The organism is Xanthomonas sp. AC360, from assembly GCF_979258225.1.
This window is the reverse complement of record NZ_OZ409846.1, coordinates 3,744,117-3,764,408: the sequence shown is the minus strand read 5'-3', so window position 1 is coordinate 3,764,408 and position 20,292 is coordinate 3,744,117. Positions and strand designations below refer to the sequence as shown.

The window sequence follows — 20,292 nt, the reverse complement described above, 5'->3', positions numbered from 1 at the left end:
GGTGCGGCATGCACCACGCGTACATTCCAGTTCTGAGCGCCCCGCCCACAACCACCTGACGACTGCTCGCTACGTTTTGCGAGCCGCTCTAAGCACGCGTGATCCAGCGACGGCGTCTGTGCAAGACGCCGTCTTGCGCACACTCGGCACTGCGCGTCGCAACGAGCCTGCGCAGTGCCGGCACGCACGTGGCACCCAACAATTGCCCGCTACGTCGTTCAAACGCATCACTCGTGCTGCATGGCGTTGCCGCAACGCCAGCACCCATCTGCGTGATAGCCGCACCAAGCAGACGCAAGCGCTGCTAGCCGCCCGGCACTGCACACGCACCCTGCCCCGCCTGGCTCCACCCATCGGTAATGCTTAAAGATTTATCTGACGTTGCCGTTAGCCTGGGTGACAACGGCTGCCTGTGCCCCACCGCAACAGCCGCTCACACACCGCATGTGCGCTGGTGCAGACAACACGCGCAGACGCATGCGTCCGAGGCTTGATCGTTGCAGGGGTCACCATGAAGTCATCTATTCTCGCCAGCTGTCTTGCGCTGTTGTGTGTCGTTGGCCATGCCCGCGCCGAAGACCCCATCGCGACCGATCGACCCGATTTCGTCGAGTCCAGCCTCACCGTCGGCAACCATCGGCTGCAGGTGGAAACCAGCGCTGCGTGGGAGCGCGATGCCTCCGTCGATGGCTATTCCACACCGACGCTATTCCGCTACGGGCTCGGCCAGACCTGGGAATTGCGACTGGAAACCGATGGCTGGCAGCATATCGACCTGCCGGGCGAATCCAACATCAGCGGTATGTCCGACGTCTCGCTCGGCATCAAACATCATCTGGCCAGCTCCGACGATGGCAAGACCTCGCTGGCCTGGTTGCTGCATGTGGATCTGCCTAGCGGCGCACAGGCCCTGCGTGGTCACGGTGCGCGTCCGTCGTTCCGGCTGGTGGCCGAATGGGATCTCAGCGACAGCATCTCTGCCGGCGTGATGCCCGGCGTGATCTGGGACGACGACGGCGACGGCCATCGCTACACCGCAGGCATCTTGGGTGCGGTACTGGGCAAAGCCTGGAACGATCGCGTGCGCTCCTTCGTCGAAGTTGCATTGCCGCAGATCGCCAAGAGCGACGATGGCGGCAGCGTGGCACTGCTCGATGTCGGCTCGGCCTGGCTGTTGAACAACGATGTGCAACTGGACGCGGTGTACAGCCGCGGCCTCAACGACCGCTCACCCGACCACGCCCTCGGCGTCGGTCTGTCTTTCCGCTTCTGACACGGACCGCGCAATGAAGATCATGCATATGTTGGGCGCTCTGGTGCTGGTGGCCGCGTTGGCGCTGCTCGCCCTGGGCGGTGTGGGCTACAACGGTCAGCGCGGGCTGCTGGAAGCCATCGCCGCGCAGGTGATCTCTTCCGATGCGCTGCGTAACCACATGCAGGCCGACATGATGCACGACGCTTTGCGCGGCGACGTCACCGCCGGGCTGCTCGCCGCATCGCACAAGGACGATGCCGGCATTGCCGCCGCGCGTGTATCGCTGGGCGAACATGCCGGCGAATTTCGCGATGCAGTGCAAGCCAACCGCAAGCTGCCGCTGGACCCCGCACTGCGTAGCGAGCTGGAAGCGGTGGCACCCGCCCTGCAGGCTTACATCGCCTCCGCCGAACAGGTCACGACGCTGGCCGAAACCCATGCCGACAGCACTGCGGCGTACCGCGATTTCACCGACAAGTTCGGCCAGCTCGAAACCCGCATGGGCGCGATCAGCGAGCGCATCCTGGCCTTGAACGAGGCCAACCGCAGCCAGGCCGAGCAGTACAGCCAGCGCGTGATGTGGCAGCAAGGCGGCGCCGTCGTGCTTGCATTCGTATGCCTGGCGCTGGCCGCCGGCTGGATTCTGCGCTCGGTGTTCGGCCTGCTGGGCGGCGAGCCGCAGTTGGCCATGGCCGCCGCGCAACACATTGCCGAGGGCCGCCTGGACCAGCCGATTCCGGTTGCGGCAAAACATGCGCGCAGCCTGATGGCGGCTCTGTCGCGCATGCAGCGCGACCTGCGCGAACGCCTGGAGCGCGAGCGCAGCATCGCCGCAGAAAACCTGCGCATTCGCACTGCGCTGGATAACGCGTCCACCGGCATGTACATCGCCGACCCGGACCTGACCATCATCTACACCAACACCGCGCTGCAGTCCTTGCTGCACACCTATGCAGACGATATCCAGGCCTGCGCGCCGGCGTTCAATCGCACCGCCAACCTGGTCGGGCAACCGGTCTCGCTGCTGGAAGTGGGCAATGCGCAGGATGCGGAAATCTACCAACGTCTCGACCGCCAGGGCGCAGCGCAACGCGAAGTGCAGTACCGCGCCACCTGCATCACGCAGAATGTCTCGGCGATCCGCGACGAGCGTGGCGCGCATCTGGGCTTTGTCTGCGAATGGCGCGACCGCACCGCCGAAGCGCGGGCAGAAGTGGACGTGGCCGATGTGGTGCGCAGCGCTGCGGCGGGCGATCTGTCCAAGCGCATCGACAGCACTGGAAAACAAGGCTTTTTCCTGCAGCTGGCGCAACAACTCAATGCCTTGCTCGACGCCAACGCAGTGAGCATCAGTGAGGTATCGCGTCTACTGAGCGCCCTGGCCGAGGGCGACCTGAGCACACGCATGCACGGCGATTTCCACGGCGTGTTCGCCACCATGCGCGACGATGCCAACACCACTGCCGAAGCGCTGGCGCAGGTGATCGGACGCATCCAGCAGGCCGCCGGCAGCATCCATACCGCCTCCAGCGAGATCGCCGCCGGCAATAGCGATCTGTCGCAGCGCACCGAACAACAGGCGGCCAATCTGGAAGAAACCGCCGCCTCGATGGAAGAGCTCACCTCCACCGTCAAACAAAATGCCGAAAGCGCGCGCCAGGCCAATCAACTCGCCATCGGTGCGGGCGGCGTCGCTTCGCAGGGCGGCGCGGTGGTGGCGCAGGTGGTCACCACCATGTCGGGCATCGAAGTGTCGTCGAAGAAGATCGCCGAGATCATCTCGGTCATCGATGGCATCGCCTTCCAGACCAATATTTTGGCGTTGAATGCGGCGGTGGAAGCGGCGCGTGCCGGCGAGCAGGGCCGTGGCTTTGCGGTTGTTGCCTCGGAAGTGCGCACATTGGCGCAGCGTTCGGCCGGTGCGGCGAAAGAGATCAAGCACCTCATCGACGATTCGGTCAGCAAGGTGGCCGAGGGCTCGCAGCTGGTTCACCAGGCCGGCACCACCATGGCCGACATCGTCGCCAGCGTGCAGCGCGTCACCGACATCATGGGTGAGATTGCCGCGGCCTCGCAGGAACAATCGTCCGGCATCGAGCAGGTCAATCGCACCATCACCCAGATGGACGAGGCCACCCAGCAGAACGCCGCGCTGGTGGAAGAAGCCACCGCGGCCGCACGCACGATGGAAGATCAGGCCGGACAGCTGGCGCAGGCGGTCGCGCGTTTCACGCTTGCCGATGCGCCCAACGTCGCCGCGTTGGCACGCCCGGCCAAGCCGACGTCCATCGCGCCGAAACCGGCAACACCCGTGCGCTGCGCATCGGTGAGCGCGCCCACGGTCGCGCTCGGTAACGACAGCCAATGGCAGGACTTTTAAGCCGTGTCTGCAACGTTGCAACGACGGTATCGGATGCTGTCGTTGTGCGAACGATATTGGACGATCGGCATTTTTTCCCGGTGAATTCGCGCATATATCCCAGACCTGGAACGGTCTGGGTCATCGTTCAGAGATAAAGAATCATCGCTCCGGGCCGCTAGCGTGCAAGACAGCAGCGCAATGCTACGCCCCGGAGTTACATGATGAACAAGTTCAACGATTGGCCTATTCGCCGCAAGCTGATGTTTGCGTTCTGCCTCAGTGCCGTGCTCACCGCCCTGCTCGGTGGCTTGGGCTTTTCGCGCATGAAGCAGATGCAGCAACAGACCGCACTCATCAATGAGGATGTGGTGCCGGTGCTGAGCAAGTTGTCGGAGCTGCGTGGTTTCGCCGGCGAATTCCGCGTCTATGAAGTGGGCCAGTTCGTCAATCTGGACGACCCGGAACGCTATGCGTATTTCTTCAAGCGCATGGACGAAATCCAGGCCAAGTATGCGGAAACGCAAAAGATGCTGGACGCCAAGATCGGGCCGGATTCTGCACTAAAAGCCGAATACGCCAAGTTGGCCGATGCCAGCACGCGCTACTTCGCCGCCAACGTGAAGCTGCGGACGTTGTACGCAGACCCCGACCGCGCTGCGGCGATGGAATTTTCGCGCAAGCAGTCCGGTGAGATCCGCAAGGAACTGTTCGCCTCGGTCGACAAGATGTATGCGCAGCAGTCCAAGGCGCTGAGCGACATGGTCGCGGCCAGCGCCACCTCGTTCAAGTTCACCAGCGCGGTGCTGCTGCTGGGCACCTTGTTGATGGCCGCGCTGTCGATCACCTTCGGCTGGTTGATCGCACGCAGCATCACCAACCCGTTGTCCAAGGCACTGGGCGCCATCCAGGCGGTGTCGCGCGGCGATCTGAGCGTGCAGGTCAGCAAGACCAGCAACGACGAAATCGGCCAGATGCTCGAGGCCACCGGCCGCATGACCCAGATGCTGCGCCGCTTCTCCGACGAGACCGCACGCATGTCGCACCTGCATGCGGCCGAAGACATCACCCACCGCATGCCGGAAGATTTCCCCGGCGTCTACGGCACCCTGGCCGGCGGCATCAACACGATGATTTTCGAACATCTGGACGCCATCACCGACTCGGTACGCATCCTCAACCAGTACGCGCAGGGCGACCTGACCCAGGACGCACGCCGGTTGCCGGCAAGCCGCGCGATCCTGCACGAAGCGATGGATGCGGCCAAGGCCAGCCTGTTGTCGATCAACACCGAGATCAAGCAGTTGGCGCAGGCGGCAGCGGCGGGCGACTTCAGCGCCCGCGGCGATGCAGCCCGCTTCAAGTACGACTTTGCGGTGATGGTGGCGGACTTGAACTCGATGATGGAAGTCAGCGATCGCAACCTGGGCAAGCTGTCGCAGCTGCTCGGCGCGGTGGCCGATGGCGACCTGACCGCACGCATGGACGGCGAATTCCACGGCGTGTTCGCGCGCCTGCGTGACGATGCCAATGCCACCACACAACGCTTGACCGATATCGTCGGCCGCATCAAGCACTCCACCCTGACCATCAATACCGCCGCCAGCGAGATTGCTGCAGGCAATCAGGACCTGTCGCAGCGTACCGAGCAGCAAGCAGCCAATCTCGAAGAAACCGCTGCCTCGATGGAAGAACTCACCTCGACCGTCAAGCAGAATGCCGAACACGCGCGCCAGGCCAACCAGCTGGCGATCGGCGCGGCTGGCGTGGCCTCGCATGGCGGCAGCGTGGTCGGCCAGGTGGTCACTACCATGTCCGGCATTGAGACCTCGTCCAAGAAGATCGCCGAGATCATCAGCGTCATCGATGGCATCGCCTTCCAGACCAATATCCTGGCGTTGAACGCAGCGGTGGAAGCCGCACGTGCCGGCGAACAGGGCCGCGGGTTTGCCGTAGTCGCCTCGGAAGTACGCACGCTGGCACAGCGTTCGGCCGGCGCTGCCAAGGAAATCAAGAGCCTGATCGACGACTCGGTCAGCAAGGTGGCCGAAGGCTCGGCACTGGTGCATCAGGCTGGCACCACCATGAGCGAAATCGTCTCCTCGGTGCAGCGCGTGACCGACATCATGAGCGAGATCTCCGCCGCCTCGCAGGAACAGTCGGCCGGCATCGAGCAGGTCAACCAGACCGTCACCCACATGGACGAAGCCACTCAGCAGAACGCCGCGTTGGTGGAAGAAGCCACCGCTGCCGCACGCTCGATGGAAGATCAGGCGCAGCAGCTCACCGAAGCGGTGGCGCTGTTCCGTCTGTCGGCCGAACTGGAATCCCAGACCCGCGCCACGCCCGTGCTGCGCCCGCAGGCCGCTGCGCGCGTGCCCGCCAAGGCCAGCGCTCCGGCCAAGGCCGTACGCAAGCCCGCCACGCGCCCGGCCGCGGCCGTTGCCGCATCCAACGAGTCTGACTGGGCCGAGTTCTGAGCCAGTGGCGGCAACGCTGACAACGTTGCCCGCCCAGTCCGTCATGCAGCCGCGCCCCCTCAGTGGGCGCGGCTTTTTTTATGCCAGGCACTTCGGAGCCGGATCAAAACGTCTCGCCACGCAGTGTCCTGACGATACGTCGTAAAGAACACTCAATGATCGACAAGACAACTGCGCGTCATCCGCAAGACATTGCAATTTTCCAGCTACATCAAGCACTCCAGCAGGGCTCGCTTGATCATGACAGCCATCGGAGCTCGTCTGGATCCGTCTAGGCGACTTTGGCGAGACACTTACTGTCCCGTCAGTTCACATTCGTGACCGTGGTTTGCTTCTTTTCTTTAAAGAGGTATTCAGTTTCAACGTTCCCGCGCCGCTACTGCGTTAGCAAGGTCATGGCAACTGCCACGGCCCACTCGCGACGTAGCACCTTCGCTCACATTCACGGGAATCGGTATGAACGCACTTCTGCAACGCTACAACGTCGGCCCTCGCCTGGCGGCCGCATTCGCGGTGCTGATCGTGCTGTCCGGCATCATCGCCTTCATCGGCTATCGCGGCTTGAGTTCGGCGCATGCGTTGGTAGACGACATCGTGCACCAGAAGATGATCAAGATCCGATTATCGAACGATATGTTGAACGCCAATTACGTCATCTCGATGCAGATGCGCAACCTGGTATTGCCTAACAGCGCCGAGCAGAGCAAGCGCTATGCAGAGACCATCCTGCTCAACCGGGAGACCTACACAAAGGCCCGCGAGAAGCTGCGCGCAATGCAGTCTTCGCCGCAGGAGCGCGCCCTTGGCAATGAAATCGATGCACGGCGTGCCGTTGCACGGCCAGCTGTCGATGAGGTGATGCAGCTGATCAAGGCCAATCAGGTGCAGCAGGCGCAGGCATTACTGCTGAGCAAGGCTTCACCACGCGTGCAAGCATGGCAGGACAAGATTACCGAGAACATCGCGCTGCAGGACAAACTTGCCACCGAGGCCTCGGCGGTCGCGCTGAAATCGATGGACGATTCGCGCAAGATGCTGATCGGCGGCTCTCTGCTCGTCGTGCTGCTCAGCGGCGCGTTGGGCCTGCTGATTACCCGTAGCCTGACCCAGCCGCTCAGCCGCGCCACTCGCACCGCCGAATCGATTGCCAGCGGCAAGCTGGATAACGATGTCGATACCCAGGCCAATGACGAAAGCGGCCGCCTGCTCAAGGCAATGAGCAAAATGCAACAGCAGCTGCGCAACCTGATCGCCGCGCAGACCGACATGGCCAAGCGCCACGACGATGGCCAGATCAGCTTTCGCATCGATGCGTCCGCCTTCCCGGGCGACTACGGCCGCATGGCCAACGACACCAATCTGCTGGTGGCCTCGCACGTGGCCGTGCAGACCGATCTGGCCCGCATCATGGGGCGCTATGCCATCGGCGACCTCAGCGACGACATGAGTAAGCTGCCCGGCGAAAAGGCCGTGTTCACCGACACCATGGCGCAGGTCAAGGCCAACCTCGGCGCGATGAACGCCGAGATCAAGCAACTCGCTCAAGCGGCCGCCAATGGCGACTTCAGTGCACGTGGCGACGCCGAGCGTTTTCAGTACGATTTCCGGGTGATGGTGGAAAGCCTCAACACCTTGATGTCCACCGCCGATGGCAACCTGCAATCGCTATCCGGCCTGCTGCAGTCGATTGCCGCCGGCGACCTCACCGCACGCATGAGTGGCGAGTTCCGCGGCGTGTTCGCGCAGATGCGCGACGACGCCAATGCCACCGCCACCCAGTTGGCCGAGATCGTCGGCAGCATCAAGACCTCGGCGATCTCGATCAAGGGCGCCGCCAGCGAAATCGCCGCCGGCAACCAGGACCTGTCGCAGCGCACCGAGCAGCAAGCGGCCAACCTGGAAGAAACCGCCGCCTCGATGGAAGAGCTCACCTCCACCGTCAAGCAGAACGCCGAAGGCGCACGCCAGGCCAACCAGCTCGCCATCGGCGCCGCCAGCGTGGCGGTGCAAGGTGGCGAAGTGGTCGGCAAGGTGGTCGACACCATGTCCGGTATCGAAGCCTCGTCCAAGAAGATCGCCGACATCATCAGCGTCATCGACGGCATCGCCTTCCAGACCAATATCCTGGCCTTGAATGCAGCGGTGGAAGCGGCACGTGCCGGTGAGCAAGGCCGCGGGTTTGCGGTGGTGGCCTCGGAAGTGCGCACGCTGGCCCAGCGTTCCTCGGGTGCGGCCAAGGAGATCAAGGACCTCATCGACGACTCCGTGCAGCGCGTCGCCGAAGGCTCCGCGCTGGTGCACACCGCCGGCAAAACCATGAGCGAAGTCGTTGCCAGCGTGCAGCGCGTCACCGACATCATGGGCGAGATCTCCGCCGCCTCGCAGGAGCAGTCGGCCGGCATCGAACAGGTCAACCAGACCATCACCCAGATGGACGAAACCACCCAGCAGAACGCAGCGCTGGTGGAAGAAGCCACCGCCGCCGCACGTGCGCTGGAAGAACAGGCAGTCGGCCTGACCGAAGCGGTTGCCGTGTTCAAGACCGATGCGACCTACGCGGCCCCGGCCGTGCATGCCGCGCCCGCGCGGCCGGTGGTGAGTTCGGCGGTCAAGGCGAAGGTGGCTGCAGCCGGGCGGACTCCCGCCTCCAAGCCCCGCGCGGTGGTCACCGCCTCCAGCAACGACACCAGCTGGCAGGAGTTCTGAGCCAACGGCGGCAGCGCTGGCAGCGTTGCCGCCCAGTCCGTCATGCAGCCGCGCCCCTCAAGGCGCGGCTTTTTTATGCCTGGCACTTGGCTTTCGGATCAAAACACATGACGACACAGTGCCTGCCGATTCCTCGCAAAGCACACTCAGTGATCGACAAGACAACTGCGCGTCATCCGCAGGACATCGCAATTTTTCAGCGGTATCAAGCGTCCCGGCAGGGCTTGCTTGGTGATGAGTGGCATCGCGACTTACCTGGATCGGTATCGGCACCTTGGCAAGACACGTCCTGTCCTGTCAGCTCACATTCGTGACCGTAGTTATGCTTTTTTTGCATAGAGGTATTCAGCTCCGACGTTCCCGCGCCGCTACTGCGTTAGCAAGGTCATGGCAACTACCACGGCCCACTCGCGACATAGCACCTTCGCTCACTTTCCTGGGAATCGGTATGAACGCACTTCTGCAACGCTACAACGTCGGCCCTCGCCTGGCGGCCGCATTCGCGGTGCTGATCGTGTTGTCCGGCATCATCGCCTTCGTCGGCTATCGCGGCCTGAGTTCGGCGCGTGCATTGGTAGACGATATCGTGCACCAGAACATGGTCAAGATCCGTCTCTCCAACGACATGATGAATGCCAACTTCGTCATTGGCACACAAGTGCGCAACCTGGCGCTTCCTTATGCCGACGAACGGAATAACGAGTTCGTCGCCGCAATCAAGTCGGCGCGCGCCGACTACAACAAGGCCCGCGACGCCCTGTATGCCATGCCCGCGTCACCGCAGGGCCAGACAATGCGTGAGCAGATCGACAGTCTCCGCATGGCGGCAAAGGCCCTGAATGAGCAGGTCATGCAATTGTCGATTGCCGGAAAGGATAGCGATGCCATACCGCTGCTGTTCAACAAGGCGAGTCCAGCCACGCAGCAATGGCAGGACAAGATTGCCGAAAACATCGCCCTGCAGGACAAGCTGGCCGCCGATGCATCGGCGGTCGCGCTGAAATCGATGGACGATTCGCGCAAGCTGTTGATCGGCGGCTCTCTGCTGGTCGTGCTGCTCAGCGGCGCGTTGGGCCTGCTGATCACCCGTAGCCTGACCCAGCCGCTCAGCCGCGCCACTCGCGCCGCCGAATCGATTGCCGGCGGCAAGCTCGATAACGACGTCGATACCCGGGCCAATGACGAAAGCGCTCGCCTGCTCAAGGCAATGAGCAAAATGCAACAGCAGTTGCGCAGCCTGATTGCCGCACAAACCGAGATGGCCAAGCGCCACGACGATGGCCAGATCAGCTTTCGCATCGATGCGTCCGCCTTCCCGGGCGACTACGGCCGCATGGCCAACGACACCAATCTGCTGGTGGCCTCGCACGTGGCCGTGCAGACCGATCTGGCCCGCATCATGGGGCGCTATGCCATCGGCGACCTCAGCGACGACATGAGTAAGCTGCCCGGCGAAAAGGCCGTGTTCACCGACACCATGGCGCAGGTCAAGGCCAACCTCGGCGCGATGAACGCCGAGATCAAGCAACTCGCTCAAGCGGCCGCCAATGGCGACTTCAGTGCACGTGGCGACGCCGAGCGTTTTCAGTACGATTTCCGGGTGATGGTGGAAAGCCTCAACACCTTGATGTCCACCGCCGATGGCAACCTGCAATCGCTGTCCGGCCTGCTGCAGTCGATTGCCGCCGGGGACCTCACCGCACGCATGAGTGGCGAGTTCCGCGGCGTGTTCGCGCAGATGCGCGACGACGCCAATGCCACCGCCACACAATTGGCCGAGATCGTCGGCAGCATCAAGACCTCGGCCATCTCGATCAAGGGCGCCGCCAGCGAAATCGCCGCCGGCAACCAGGATCTGTCGCAGCGCACCGAGCAGCAAGCGGCCAACCTGGAAGAAACCGCCGCCTCGATGGAAGAACTCACCTCCACCGTCAAGCAGAACGCCGAGGGTGCGCGCCAGGCCAACCAGCTCGCCATCGGCGCCGCCAGCGTGGCGGTGCAAGGCGGCGAAGTAGTCGGCAAGGTGGTTGACACCATGTCCGGTATCGAAGCCTCGTCCAAGAAGATCGCCGACATCATCAGCGTCATCGACGGCATCGCCTTCCAGACCAATATCCTGGCATTGAATGCAGCAGTGGAAGCGGCACGTGCCGGTGAGCAGGGCCGCGGATTTGCGGTGGTGGCCTCGGAAGTGCGCACGCTGGCCCAGCGTTCCTCGGGTGCGGCCAAGGAGATCAAGGACCTCATCGACGACTCCGTGCAGCGCGTCGCCGAAGGCTCCGCGCTGGTGCACACCGCCGGCAAGACCATGAGCGAAGTCGTTGCCAGCGTGCAGCGCGTCACCGACATCATGGGCGAGATCTCCGCCGCCTCGCAGGAGCAGTCGGCCGGCATCGAACAGGTCAACCAGACCATCACCCAGATGGACGAAACCACCCAGCAGAACGCAGCGCTGGTGGAAGAAGCCACCGCCGCCGCACGTGCGCTGGAAGAACAGGCAGTCGGCCTGACCGAAGCGGTTGCCGTGTTCAAGACCGATGCGACCTACGCGGCCCCGGCCGTGCGTGCCGCGCCCTCGCGGCCGGTGGTGAGTTCGGCGGTCAAGGCGAAGGTGGCTGCCGCCGGGCGGACTCCCGCCTCCAAGCCACGCGCGGTCGTCACCGCCTCCAGCAACGACACCAGCTGGCAGGAGTTCTAAGCAAGCGGACTGAACTGCCTGAACGGATCCGGTCGGCAGCGATGCCGGCCGGCTCAAGGCATAACAGGTATTGGCCGATAGCCTGCGTACGCCCATGAGACGCACCGATGACCACTGCTTCCGCGCTGTTGCCGCAGACCGCTTCACCCGCCCCGCGTCGCTGGACCAGCCGCTGGGACGACTTGGCCATTGCCAAAAAACTCGGTGCGATCGGTGTGCTGGCATTGGTCGGCCTGGTGATCCCGGTGCTGCTCTATAGCGGCAAGCTCAATGAGAGCGTCACCATCAGCAACAACGAATTGCGCAGCTACGCCCCGCTTGGGCAGATGCTGGGCCTGATCACCGATCTGCACGCGGCACACGTCGATAGCGGCAGCGCCGCCGACGCCGCAGCACAACGCGCCGAACGCGATCTGCAGCAACTGCTCGCCTCCACTGCAGCCATGCCCGGCTTCGAACGCAGCCAGACACAACTGCTCGCCCTGCAGCAGCGCCATGTCGCTACCACTGCGGCCAGCGGCTATAGCGGCGTGAGCGAACAAGCCTTCGCTGCGCTGGATGCACTGCGCGACGACAGCCAACTGGTCTACACCCCGTATATCGAAAGCTACCACCTCGTGGTGGCGACCTTGATCTATAGCCCCGACGCCACCGAATCGCTGACCCGTCTGGATGCGGCCAACGATCCGTCGCAGGCAGGTGGCGAGCGCGCCATGCTGCGCGAACAGCTCAATCAGCTGCAGCGCAACCACGTGCGTTTCCGGCATGAGCTGGACAAGGCAATGGGCCTGCTGGAACAGCCCGACCCTGCCCTGGCCGATGCCGCCAACACCGAAGCCACGCGTGCCAACGCCGCACTGCAAGCTCTTGGCGCGGCGCTGGAAGGCAGCGATACGCAGGCCGATACGCAGTGGAATGCCGCACTCGATACGCTTGGCCAAGCCATGCAGGACCTCAGCAGCACCTCGCTGCAGGCCTTGCAGCGACAATCCGAACGCCACCTGGTGGATGCGCGCAACGCGATGTGGCAGGCCGTCGCCGGCCTGTCGCTGCTCGCGCTGCTGATCGCTGCGTTGGGCTGGTACACCTTGTCCAACCTCACCCGCAACGTGCGCCGCGCCGCGACGGTGGCTGCCAACATCGCGCAAGGCGAGCTGGACGAACGCATCGTGCCGCCCAGCCGCGATGAAACCGGCCAGCTGCTCGACAATATGCGCCGGATGCAGGAGCAGGTGCAGCACGTGCTGGCCGCACAGAGCGAGATGGCGCAGCGCCACGATGCCGGCCAGATCAGTTACCGCATGGACGCAGACAGCTTCCCCGGCGCTTACGCCACCATGGTGCGCGATACCAACGCGCTGGTTGGCTCGCATATCGCGGTAAAGATGCAGCTGGCGCAGATCATGTCGCGCTACGCCATCGGCGACTTGAGCCAGGACATGCAACGCCTGCCCGGCGAAAAGGCCGTGCTCACCGACACCATGGACACGGTCAAGGCCAACCTGTCGGCGATGAATAACGAGATCAAGCTGCTGGCGCAGGCCGCAGCCAGCGGCGACTTCAGCGTGCGCGGCGATGCGCAGCGCTTCCAGTACGACTTCCGCGCGATGGTGGACAGCCTCAATCAGCTGATGGCCACCGCCGACGCCAACCTGCAATCGCTGTCCAAGGTGCTGCAGGCGATCGCCGCTGGCGATCTCACCGCGCGCATGCATGGCGATTTCCACGGTGTGTTCGCACGCATGCGCGACGATGCCAATGCCACGGTAACGCAGCTGGCCGATATCGTCGGGCGCATCCAGCGCTCTACCGATGCCATCAACGATGCGGCCAGCGAGATTGCGTCCGGCAATCAGGACCTGTCGCAACGTACCGAGCAGCAGGCCGCCAACCTGGAAGAAACCGCTGCCTCGATGGAAGAACTCACCTCCACCGTGCGCACCAACGCCGAACATGCCAAGCGCGCCAGTCAGCTGGTGGTCGGCGCTGCCGCGGTTGCCTCGCAAGGCGGCGACGTGGTCGGCCAGGTGGTCGGCACCATGGCCGGCATCCAGGCTGCCTCCAGAAAAATCGCCGACATCATCGGCGTGATCGACGGCATCGCGTTCCAGACCAATATCCTGGCCTTGAACGCTGCGGTGGAAGCCGCGCGTGCCGGCGAACAGGGCCGCGGCTTTGCCGTGGTGGCCTCGGAAGTGCGCAGCCTCGCCCAGCGGTCTGCCGGTGCGGCAAAAGAGATCAAACACTTGATCGACGATTCGGTCAGCCGGGTCGAACACGGCAACCAGCTGGTCGGCCAGGCAGGCCGCACCATGCAGGAGATCGTCGATTCAGTGCAGAACGTCACCACGATCATGCACGAGATCAGCGAAGCGTCGCTGCAGCAGTCGCAAGGCATCGAACAGGTCGGCCAGACCGTGGCGCAGATGGATCAGGCCACCCAGCAGAACGCCGCGCTGGTGGAAGAAGCCACTGCCGCCGCGCGCGCGATGGAAGAACAGGCGCAGCAGTTGCGCGATGCGGTATCGGTGTTCCAGTTGCAGGCGGCGGTGTCGCCCCGCCTTGGGCAGGCCGCCTAAGCGCCGCCGGGCGCGATGACTGCCGCGTGTGCAACACGCTGCAGACGGCCGGTGATGGGATCGGCGACCTGATCGCCTGGCGGTGGCACACACTCGCTGCCGCCGCCGTGTCGATGCTCTGACAGGACGGTGGTGTCGACACCCTGAGGGCACTGCGGCAACCACGATGTCACCTTCCATCGTAGGGCGCGCAGTCATCCGCGCGTCCTGATCTGCGTCATGAGCGAATGCGGCATTGCGCCGATTCGCTTCCCAAAACCGGTGCACTCACCCGGCAACCCACCTGCCTGCACACCGCCGTCACGCTTCAGCCCGTGATCGAACAGTGAATTCGCACCGCACCGGTCGCGTTCTGGTAGCGCTCCCATCAAGGTTTTCCGGGTCACTTGTGCACACCAGCATCATCTTGGTGACGGCCGCCCATACGCAGCCAGCCAAGCGAGTTCAGCTGTCGCCACCAGCGCCGTTACCGAGCACAAGCATGCAGACCTGCCTTGCAATCGAGCGCAGTGTGACAACCGGTCACGCGCACCGATGGATCGGCCGGATGCATGCCCGCTCTGGCAGCGCTCGACGTACCGACGACGCGACCCTGCCGATGCGCATTTCCCCTTCCTGCCCATCGCCTTCGAGACTCAACATGATCGCTCTTCTTCAACGGTACAACGTCGGCAAGCGCCTGACCTTCGCGTTCGGCACGCTGATCCTGCTGTCGTGCGCACTGGTGGCCGCTGGTCTTTACACGCTAGCGCAAGCGCGTCAGAGCCTGGATACGCTCACCAATCGCAACATGGTCATCGTCCAGCATCTGCAAGAGATGAATGACGCCGTCTCGGTGATTGCCGTGCAGCTGCGCAATGTCGTGCTGCCGACCACCGCTGAAGAAAATCGTCGCTTCGCCGCCATCATCGAAGAACAGCGCAGCACCTACGACAAAGTGCGCGAACAGCTCTACGCCTTCTCGGCGACGCCGACGGCGCAGGCCATCCGCGAGAAGATCGATCAGAACAACAAGACCGCCACCGCGCTCAACCGCCAGGTGCTCGATCTTGGGTTAGCAGGCAAAACCGATGAAGCCTTGCCGTTGATGCTGCGACGTGCGGCGCCGGCCACACAGGCGTGGCAGGACACGTTGCTGGAATACACGGCGCTGCAGCGCAAGCGCGCCCAGGAAGCCAACGCGGTGGCGACCACCGCGATGGCACGCGGCCGCACGATGTTGATCGGCGGCGGCCTGGCGGTGGTGTTCATCAGTGGCCTGCTGGGCTGGGCCATCACCCGCAGCCTGGTGCGCCCGTTGTCGCAGGCCACCCGTGCCGCCGAAGCCATTGCCAACGGCAATCTCGACAACGATGTGCGCACCACCAGCAACGACGAAACCGGCCGCCTGTTGCAGGCGATGGACAAGATGCAGGACCAGGTACGCAACCTGATCAGCGCGCAGCTGGACATGGCCAAGCGCCACGATGCAGGCCAGATCAGTTTCCGCATGGATGCCGGCTCGTTCCCCGGCGACTTCGGCCGCATGGCCAAGGACACCAACGAGCTGGTCGCCGCGCACATCAAGGTCAAGATGCAGACCATCCACCTGGTGGAGCGCTACGCCATCGGCGATCTGAGCGAAGACATGCCGCAATTGCCAGGCGAAAAAGCCGCGATCACCACGGCGATGAATCAGGTCAAGCACAACCTGTCCACGATGAATCACGAGATCAAGCACCTTGCCCAGGCGGCAGCCAATGGCGACTTCACCGCACGCGGCAATGCCGAGCAGTTCCAGTTCGACTTCCGCGTGATGGTGGAAAGCCTCAACACCTTGATGGCCACTGCCGATGGCAACCTGCAATCGCTGTCGGGCCTGTTGCAGTCGATCGCCGCCGGCGACCTCACCGCACGCATGACCGGCCAGTACCAGGGCGTGTTCGCACAGATGCGCGACGACGCCAATGCCACTGCTGAGCAGCTGGCCAACATCGTGGGCCGCATCCAGGAAGCAGCCGGCGCGATCGGCCTGGCCTCCGGCGAAATTGCCACCGGTAATCAGGATCTGTCGCAGCGCACCGAACAACAGGCCGCCAATCTCGAAGAAACCGCCGCCTCGATGGAAGAACTCACCTCCACCGTCAAGCAGAATGCCGAACACGCCAGCCAGGCCAATCAGCTCGCCATCGGCGCCGCTGCAGTGGCATCCCAGGGTGGCGCTGTGGTGGCGAGCGTGGTCACCACCATGTCCGACATCCAGGCGTCTTCGAAGAAGATCGCCGAGATCATCAGCGTCATCGACGGCATCGCTTTCCAGACCAACATTCTTGCTTTGAATGCGGCGGTGGAAGCGGCACGTGCTGGCGAACAGGGCCGTGGTTTTGCGGTGGTGGCCTCCGAGGTGCGCACGCTGGCACAGCGGTCGGCCGGCGCAGCGAAAGAGATCAAGCACCTCATCGACGACTCGGTGGAAAAGGTGGCGCAAGGTGCAACGCTGGTCGACCAGGCCGGTACCACCATGGCCGACATCGTGGCCAGCGTGCAGCGCGTCACCAACATCATGAGCGAAATTTCGTCGGCCTCGCAGGAGCAGTACGCCGGCATCGAACAGGTCAACCAGACCGTGACCCAAATGGACGAAACCACCCAGCAGAATGCAGCACTGGTGGAAGAAGCCACCGCCGCCGCACGCGCCATGGAAGAACAAGCGCAGCAGCTCACCGAAGCCGTCGCAGTGTTCAAGGTGGCCGAACACGCGCCGATTGCACGCCGTCTGTCGGCCATTGCCAGCGCACCTGCCAATGCACGCACCGCGCCGCGTCCGGTTGTACGCCCCAATGCGGCAACAGCGCCGCGACGTGGCGCGATGCAGACCACGGCATCGGCGTCGGCGAACGACACTGGTGATTGGCAGGAGTTCTAAGCGCAGTAACACCGTGCGGAACGCGCGACCTGGGTAAACGAACTGGTCGCGCAACACATGGCGCATGTGCAAGATCAACTCTGCGCGCACCGATAGTTATACGCACCAATAGCAGCAGACGAGACACCGCACCGCATCGAACATAAGGCCGGCCCGCTCAGCGGGTCGGCTTTGTGCGTTTTGGCAAGCAGGCAACTTGCTCGCGTGCAGGAAGCTAGACAGACACGCAGCAACAACTGGCAGAGATCGCAGCAGCGCCCACACGCCTCGCAGAATCGCACCGCCCGTCACCAACGATCAGCCAAGCAGCGCATGTAGTAACGAAGCCCCAACGCCCAACGCTAAAGCCCCTCTCCCCCGGGAGAGGGGTTGGGGTGAGGGTACGGCCAAGCGACCAAGTCAACACCACCATGACCGCCCCAACTGCACTCACTCCAACCAAGCCCACGTCGCCAAAACCCGTGCAGCGCACGTGAAACCCAACGATGACAGCCAGATGCCACTTCGCTGCACATGCGCATAAACAGCACATTCCAACGCCGAAATCGAACAACTCAGCACAGTTTTTCACCAGCGCCAACCCGACCCACACGTGCTGTTCACCAGTGTGATCCAGCGCTGTACAGGCACCGCGCATCCGGTCAATTCGAGGCAGTTGCAGCCGTTACCACTGGGCATGCCGCAAAGCGGACACGAGCGCACGGCGACGTGCCACCCGGTCGATGTCATGCACCCCATCCCTATCGAGCCGAGCGACTCCATGAACTCTTTTTTGCTGCGTTTCAATGTCGGGCCACGCCTGGCGGGCGCCTTTGCCGTGTTGATCCTGCTATCGGGCTTCATTGCCTTTATCGGCTATCGCGGCCTGACCTCGGCACGTGGGTTGGTCGATGACCTGGTGAGCCAGAACATGACCAAGATCCGCCTGTCCAACGACATGATGAATGCGAACTACATCATCGCCGCGGAACTGCGCAACCTGGTGCTGCCCACCAGCGATGCCGACAATCTGACGTTCATCGAAAAGATCAAACGCGCACGCGCCGACTACGCCAAAGCGCGCGACGCCTTGTACGCCATGCCCGTCTCGGAACAAGGCAAGGCCATTCGCAACGACATCGATCAGCTCACCCCCACGGTGCGCGACTTGAACAACCACGTCATCGATCTGGTGACGTCCGGCCACAGCGACGAAGCGCTGCCGCTGCTGCTCACCAAGGCAGCGCCCGCGCTGCAGCAGTGGCAGGACAAGATCGGCGACAACATCGTTTTGCAGGACAAACTCGCCGCCGAAGCCGCTGCAGTTGCGCTGCAATCGATGAACGATTCGCGCAAGCTGCTGGTGGGCGGTTCGCTGCTGGTGGTGCTGCTCAGCAGCACGCTGGGCTTGCTGATCACCCGTAGCCTCACTCGGCCGCTGAGCCGTGCCACCCGCGCTGCCGAAGCGATTGCAGACGGCAAGCTGGATAATGCCGTGCATACCGATGCCGGCGACGAGACCGGCCGCCTGTTGCAGGCGATGGACAAGATGCAAACGCAGGTACGCAACCTGATCACCGCGCAGCTGGACATGGCCAAACGCCACGATGCCGGCCAGATCAGCTTCCGCATGGATGGCGGCGCATTTCCTGGCGATTTTGGCCGCATGGCAGGCGATACCAATGCGCTGGTCGACAGCCACATCCAGGTCACCACACGTCTGGCGCAGATCATGGGCCGCTATGCAATCGGCGACCTCAGCGAAGACATGCAGCAGCTCCCCGGCGAAAAGGCCGCACTCACCAACACCATGGCGCAGGTCAAGGCCAACCTGGCTGCGATGAACCAACAGATCAAGCACCTGGCAAACGCCGCTGCCAATGGCGACTTCAGTGCACGCGGCGATGCGGCGCAGTTTCAGTACGACTTCCGCATCATGGTCGAAAGCCTCAATCAATTGATGGCCACCGCCGATGGCAGCCTGCAATCGCTGTCGGGCATGTTGCAGGCCATTGCAGCGGGTGATCTCACCGCACGCATGGATGGCGACTTCAAGGGTGTGTTCGCACAGATGCGCGACGACGCCAACGCCACCGCCAGCCAGTTGGCCGACATCGTCAGACGCATCCAGACCTCTGCGTTGTCGATCAACGCCGCGGCCAGCGAGATTGCCACCGGCAACAACGATCTATCGCAGCGCACCGAGCAACAGGCGGCCAATCTGGAAGAAACCGCCGCATCGATGGAAGAGCTCACCTCCACCGTCAAACAGAACGCGGAGGGCGCACGCCAAGCCAACCAGCTCGCCATCGGTGCCGCCACCGTGGCCTCGCAAGGTGGCGAAGTGGTCGGCAAAGTGGTCGACACCATGGCCGGCATCGAGGCCTCATCGAAAAAGATTTCCGACATCATCAGCGTGATCGACGGGATCGCGTTCCAGACCAATATCCTGGCCTTGAATGCGGCGGTGGAAGCCGCTCGCGCCGGCGACCAAGGCCGTGGTTTTGCGGTCGTTGCTTCTGAAGTGCGCACGCTGGCGCAGCGTTCGTCGGCGGCCGCCAAGGAGATCAAGGACCTGATCGGCGATTCGGTACAGCGCGTGGCCGATGGCTCGCAACTGGTGGATCAGGCCGGCAAGACCATGGCGGAGATCGTCTCCTCGGTGCAGCGTGTCACCGACATCATGAGCGAGATCTCTGCCGCCTCGCAGGAGCAGTCGGCCGGCATCGAGCAGGTCAATCTCACCGTGACGCAGATGGACGAAGCCACCCAGCAAAACGCAGCGTTGGTGGAAGAAGCCACCGCCGCTGCGCGCGCCATGGAAGAACAAGCGCAGCAACTCACTGCAGCCGTGGCCGTGTTCAAGGTCGAGGCACAGGCGCCGGTCGCGCGTCACCTATCTGCCATCGCCAGCGCGCCACGCAATGCGCGCCTGCCAGCGCGTCCGGCGGCACGCACCACCGCCACGCCAGCGATGGCGCGCCGCCCTGCAGTGAGCGCGTCTGCGTCGACAGCCAACGCCAGCGGCTGGCAGGAGTTCTAAATTCAGCCGCAGCAAGGAGGGCGCTGATACCCGTCAGCGCATGCACCGATGCAGCCATGTACCACCGTTGCAGCAGGTAACTGCGCGGTGAGTGATCTACGCGTTGCGCACCACCACCATCAGCACTACAGAAAGTTCGAGAGTCGTTCGAGTCCGCGCTTCGCGGATCTTGTGGGCCGCATCCCGTGCAAGGGGATGCGGCCTTTTTTATGTCCGCGTTTTTATGTCCGCGTCGTCGGCACGCGCAGGTGGGGTCGATGGCGTCCTTTACGCCCATCCCTCCAACTT

General features: G+C 63.3%; 7 protein-coding genes, 1 other RNA gene and 1 pseudogene. All 9 read left to right on the top strand.

Translation table 11 applies throughout. The features are described from left to right. The first annotated feature begins 8 nt into the window (after window positions 1-8). Window positions 9-85: non-coding RNA, sX9 sRNA (locus tag ACZZ0O_RS16125), on the top strand. A 426-nt stretch (window positions 86-511) separates the two neighbouring features. Then, complete coding sequence (locus ACZZ0O_RS16120) at window positions 512-1,273, top strand: transporter (protein ID WP_463591263.1); 762 nt, start codon at window positions 512-514, stop codon at window positions 1,271-1,273. A 1,198-nt stretch (window positions 1,274-2,471) separates the two neighbouring features. Further along, a pseudogene (locus ACZZ0O_RS16115) lies at window positions 2,472-3,635 on the top strand (methyl-accepting chemotaxis protein); the annotation flags it as partial. A gap of 203 nt (window positions 3,636-3,838) precedes the next feature. Continuing rightward, the gene (locus ACZZ0O_RS16110; RefSeq protein WP_463591262.1) at window positions 3,839-6,094 is read left to right on the top strand and encodes a methyl-accepting chemotaxis protein; all 2,256 of its coding nucleotides are present in this window, start codon (window positions 3,839-3,841) and stop codon (window positions 6,092-6,094) included. Between the two features lie 456 nt (window positions 6,095-6,550). Next, window positions 6,551-8,800, top strand: a complete 2,250-nt coding sequence (locus ACZZ0O_RS16105) for a methyl-accepting chemotaxis protein (protein WP_463591261.1) — start codon at window positions 6,551-6,553, stop codon at window positions 8,798-8,800. 448 nt (window positions 8,801-9,248) lie between these two features. Then, window positions 9,249-11,498 (top strand): methyl-accepting chemotaxis protein, encoded by a 2,250-nt coding sequence (locus ACZZ0O_RS16100; protein WP_463591260.1) that lies wholly within the window; start codon window positions 9,249-9,251, stop codon window positions 11,496-11,498. Window positions 11,499-11,605: 107 nt separating this feature from the next. Then, window positions 11,606-14,077 (top strand): methyl-accepting chemotaxis protein, encoded by a 2,472-nt coding sequence (locus ACZZ0O_RS16095; protein ID WP_463591259.1) that lies wholly within the window; start codon window positions 11,606-11,608, stop codon window positions 14,075-14,077. Between the two features lie 640 nt (window positions 14,078-14,717). Beyond that, window positions 14,718-16,982 carry a methyl-accepting chemotaxis protein gene (locus tag ACZZ0O_RS16090; RefSeq protein WP_463591258.1) on the top strand — a complete coding sequence of 755 codons (2,265 nt, stop codon included), beginning with the start codon at window positions 14,718-14,720 and terminating at the stop codon, window positions 16,980-16,982. Between the two features lie 760 nt (window positions 16,983-17,742). Further along, complete coding sequence (locus ACZZ0O_RS16085; protein ID WP_463591257.1) at window positions 17,743-20,004, top strand: methyl-accepting chemotaxis protein; 2,262 nt, start codon at window positions 17,743-17,745, stop codon at window positions 20,002-20,004. The last annotated feature ends 288 nt before the right edge of the window (window positions 20,005-20,292 follow it).

What these genes read in the sequence shown, in the direction of transcription:
- ACZZ0O_RS16120 (WP_463591263.1), top strand. Translation starts at nt 512, where the DNA reads ATGAAGTCATCTATTCTCGCCAGCTGTCTTGCGCTGTTGTGTGTCGTT.
- ACZZ0O_RS16110 (WP_463591262.1), top strand. Translation starts at nt 3,839, where the DNA reads ATGAACAAGTTCAACGATTGGCCTATTCGCCGCAAGCTGATGTTTGCG.
- ACZZ0O_RS16105 (WP_463591261.1), top strand. Translation starts at nt 6,551, where the DNA reads ATGAACGCACTTCTGCAACGCTACAACGTCGGCCCTCGCCTGGCGGCC.
- ACZZ0O_RS16100 (WP_463591260.1), top strand. Translation starts at nt 9,249, where the DNA reads ATGAACGCACTTCTGCAACGCTACAACGTCGGCCCTCGCCTGGCGGCC.
- ACZZ0O_RS16095 (WP_463591259.1), top strand. Translation starts at nt 11,606, where the DNA reads ATGACCACTGCTTCCGCGCTGTTGCCGCAGACCGCTTCACCCGCCCCG.
- ACZZ0O_RS16090 (WP_463591258.1), top strand. Translation starts at nt 14,718, where the DNA reads ATGATCGCTCTTCTTCAACGGTACAACGTCGGCAAGCGCCTGACCTTC.
- ACZZ0O_RS16085 (WP_463591257.1), top strand. Translation starts at nt 17,743, where the DNA reads ATGAACTCTTTTTTGCTGCGTTTCAATGTCGGGCCACGCCTGGCGGGC.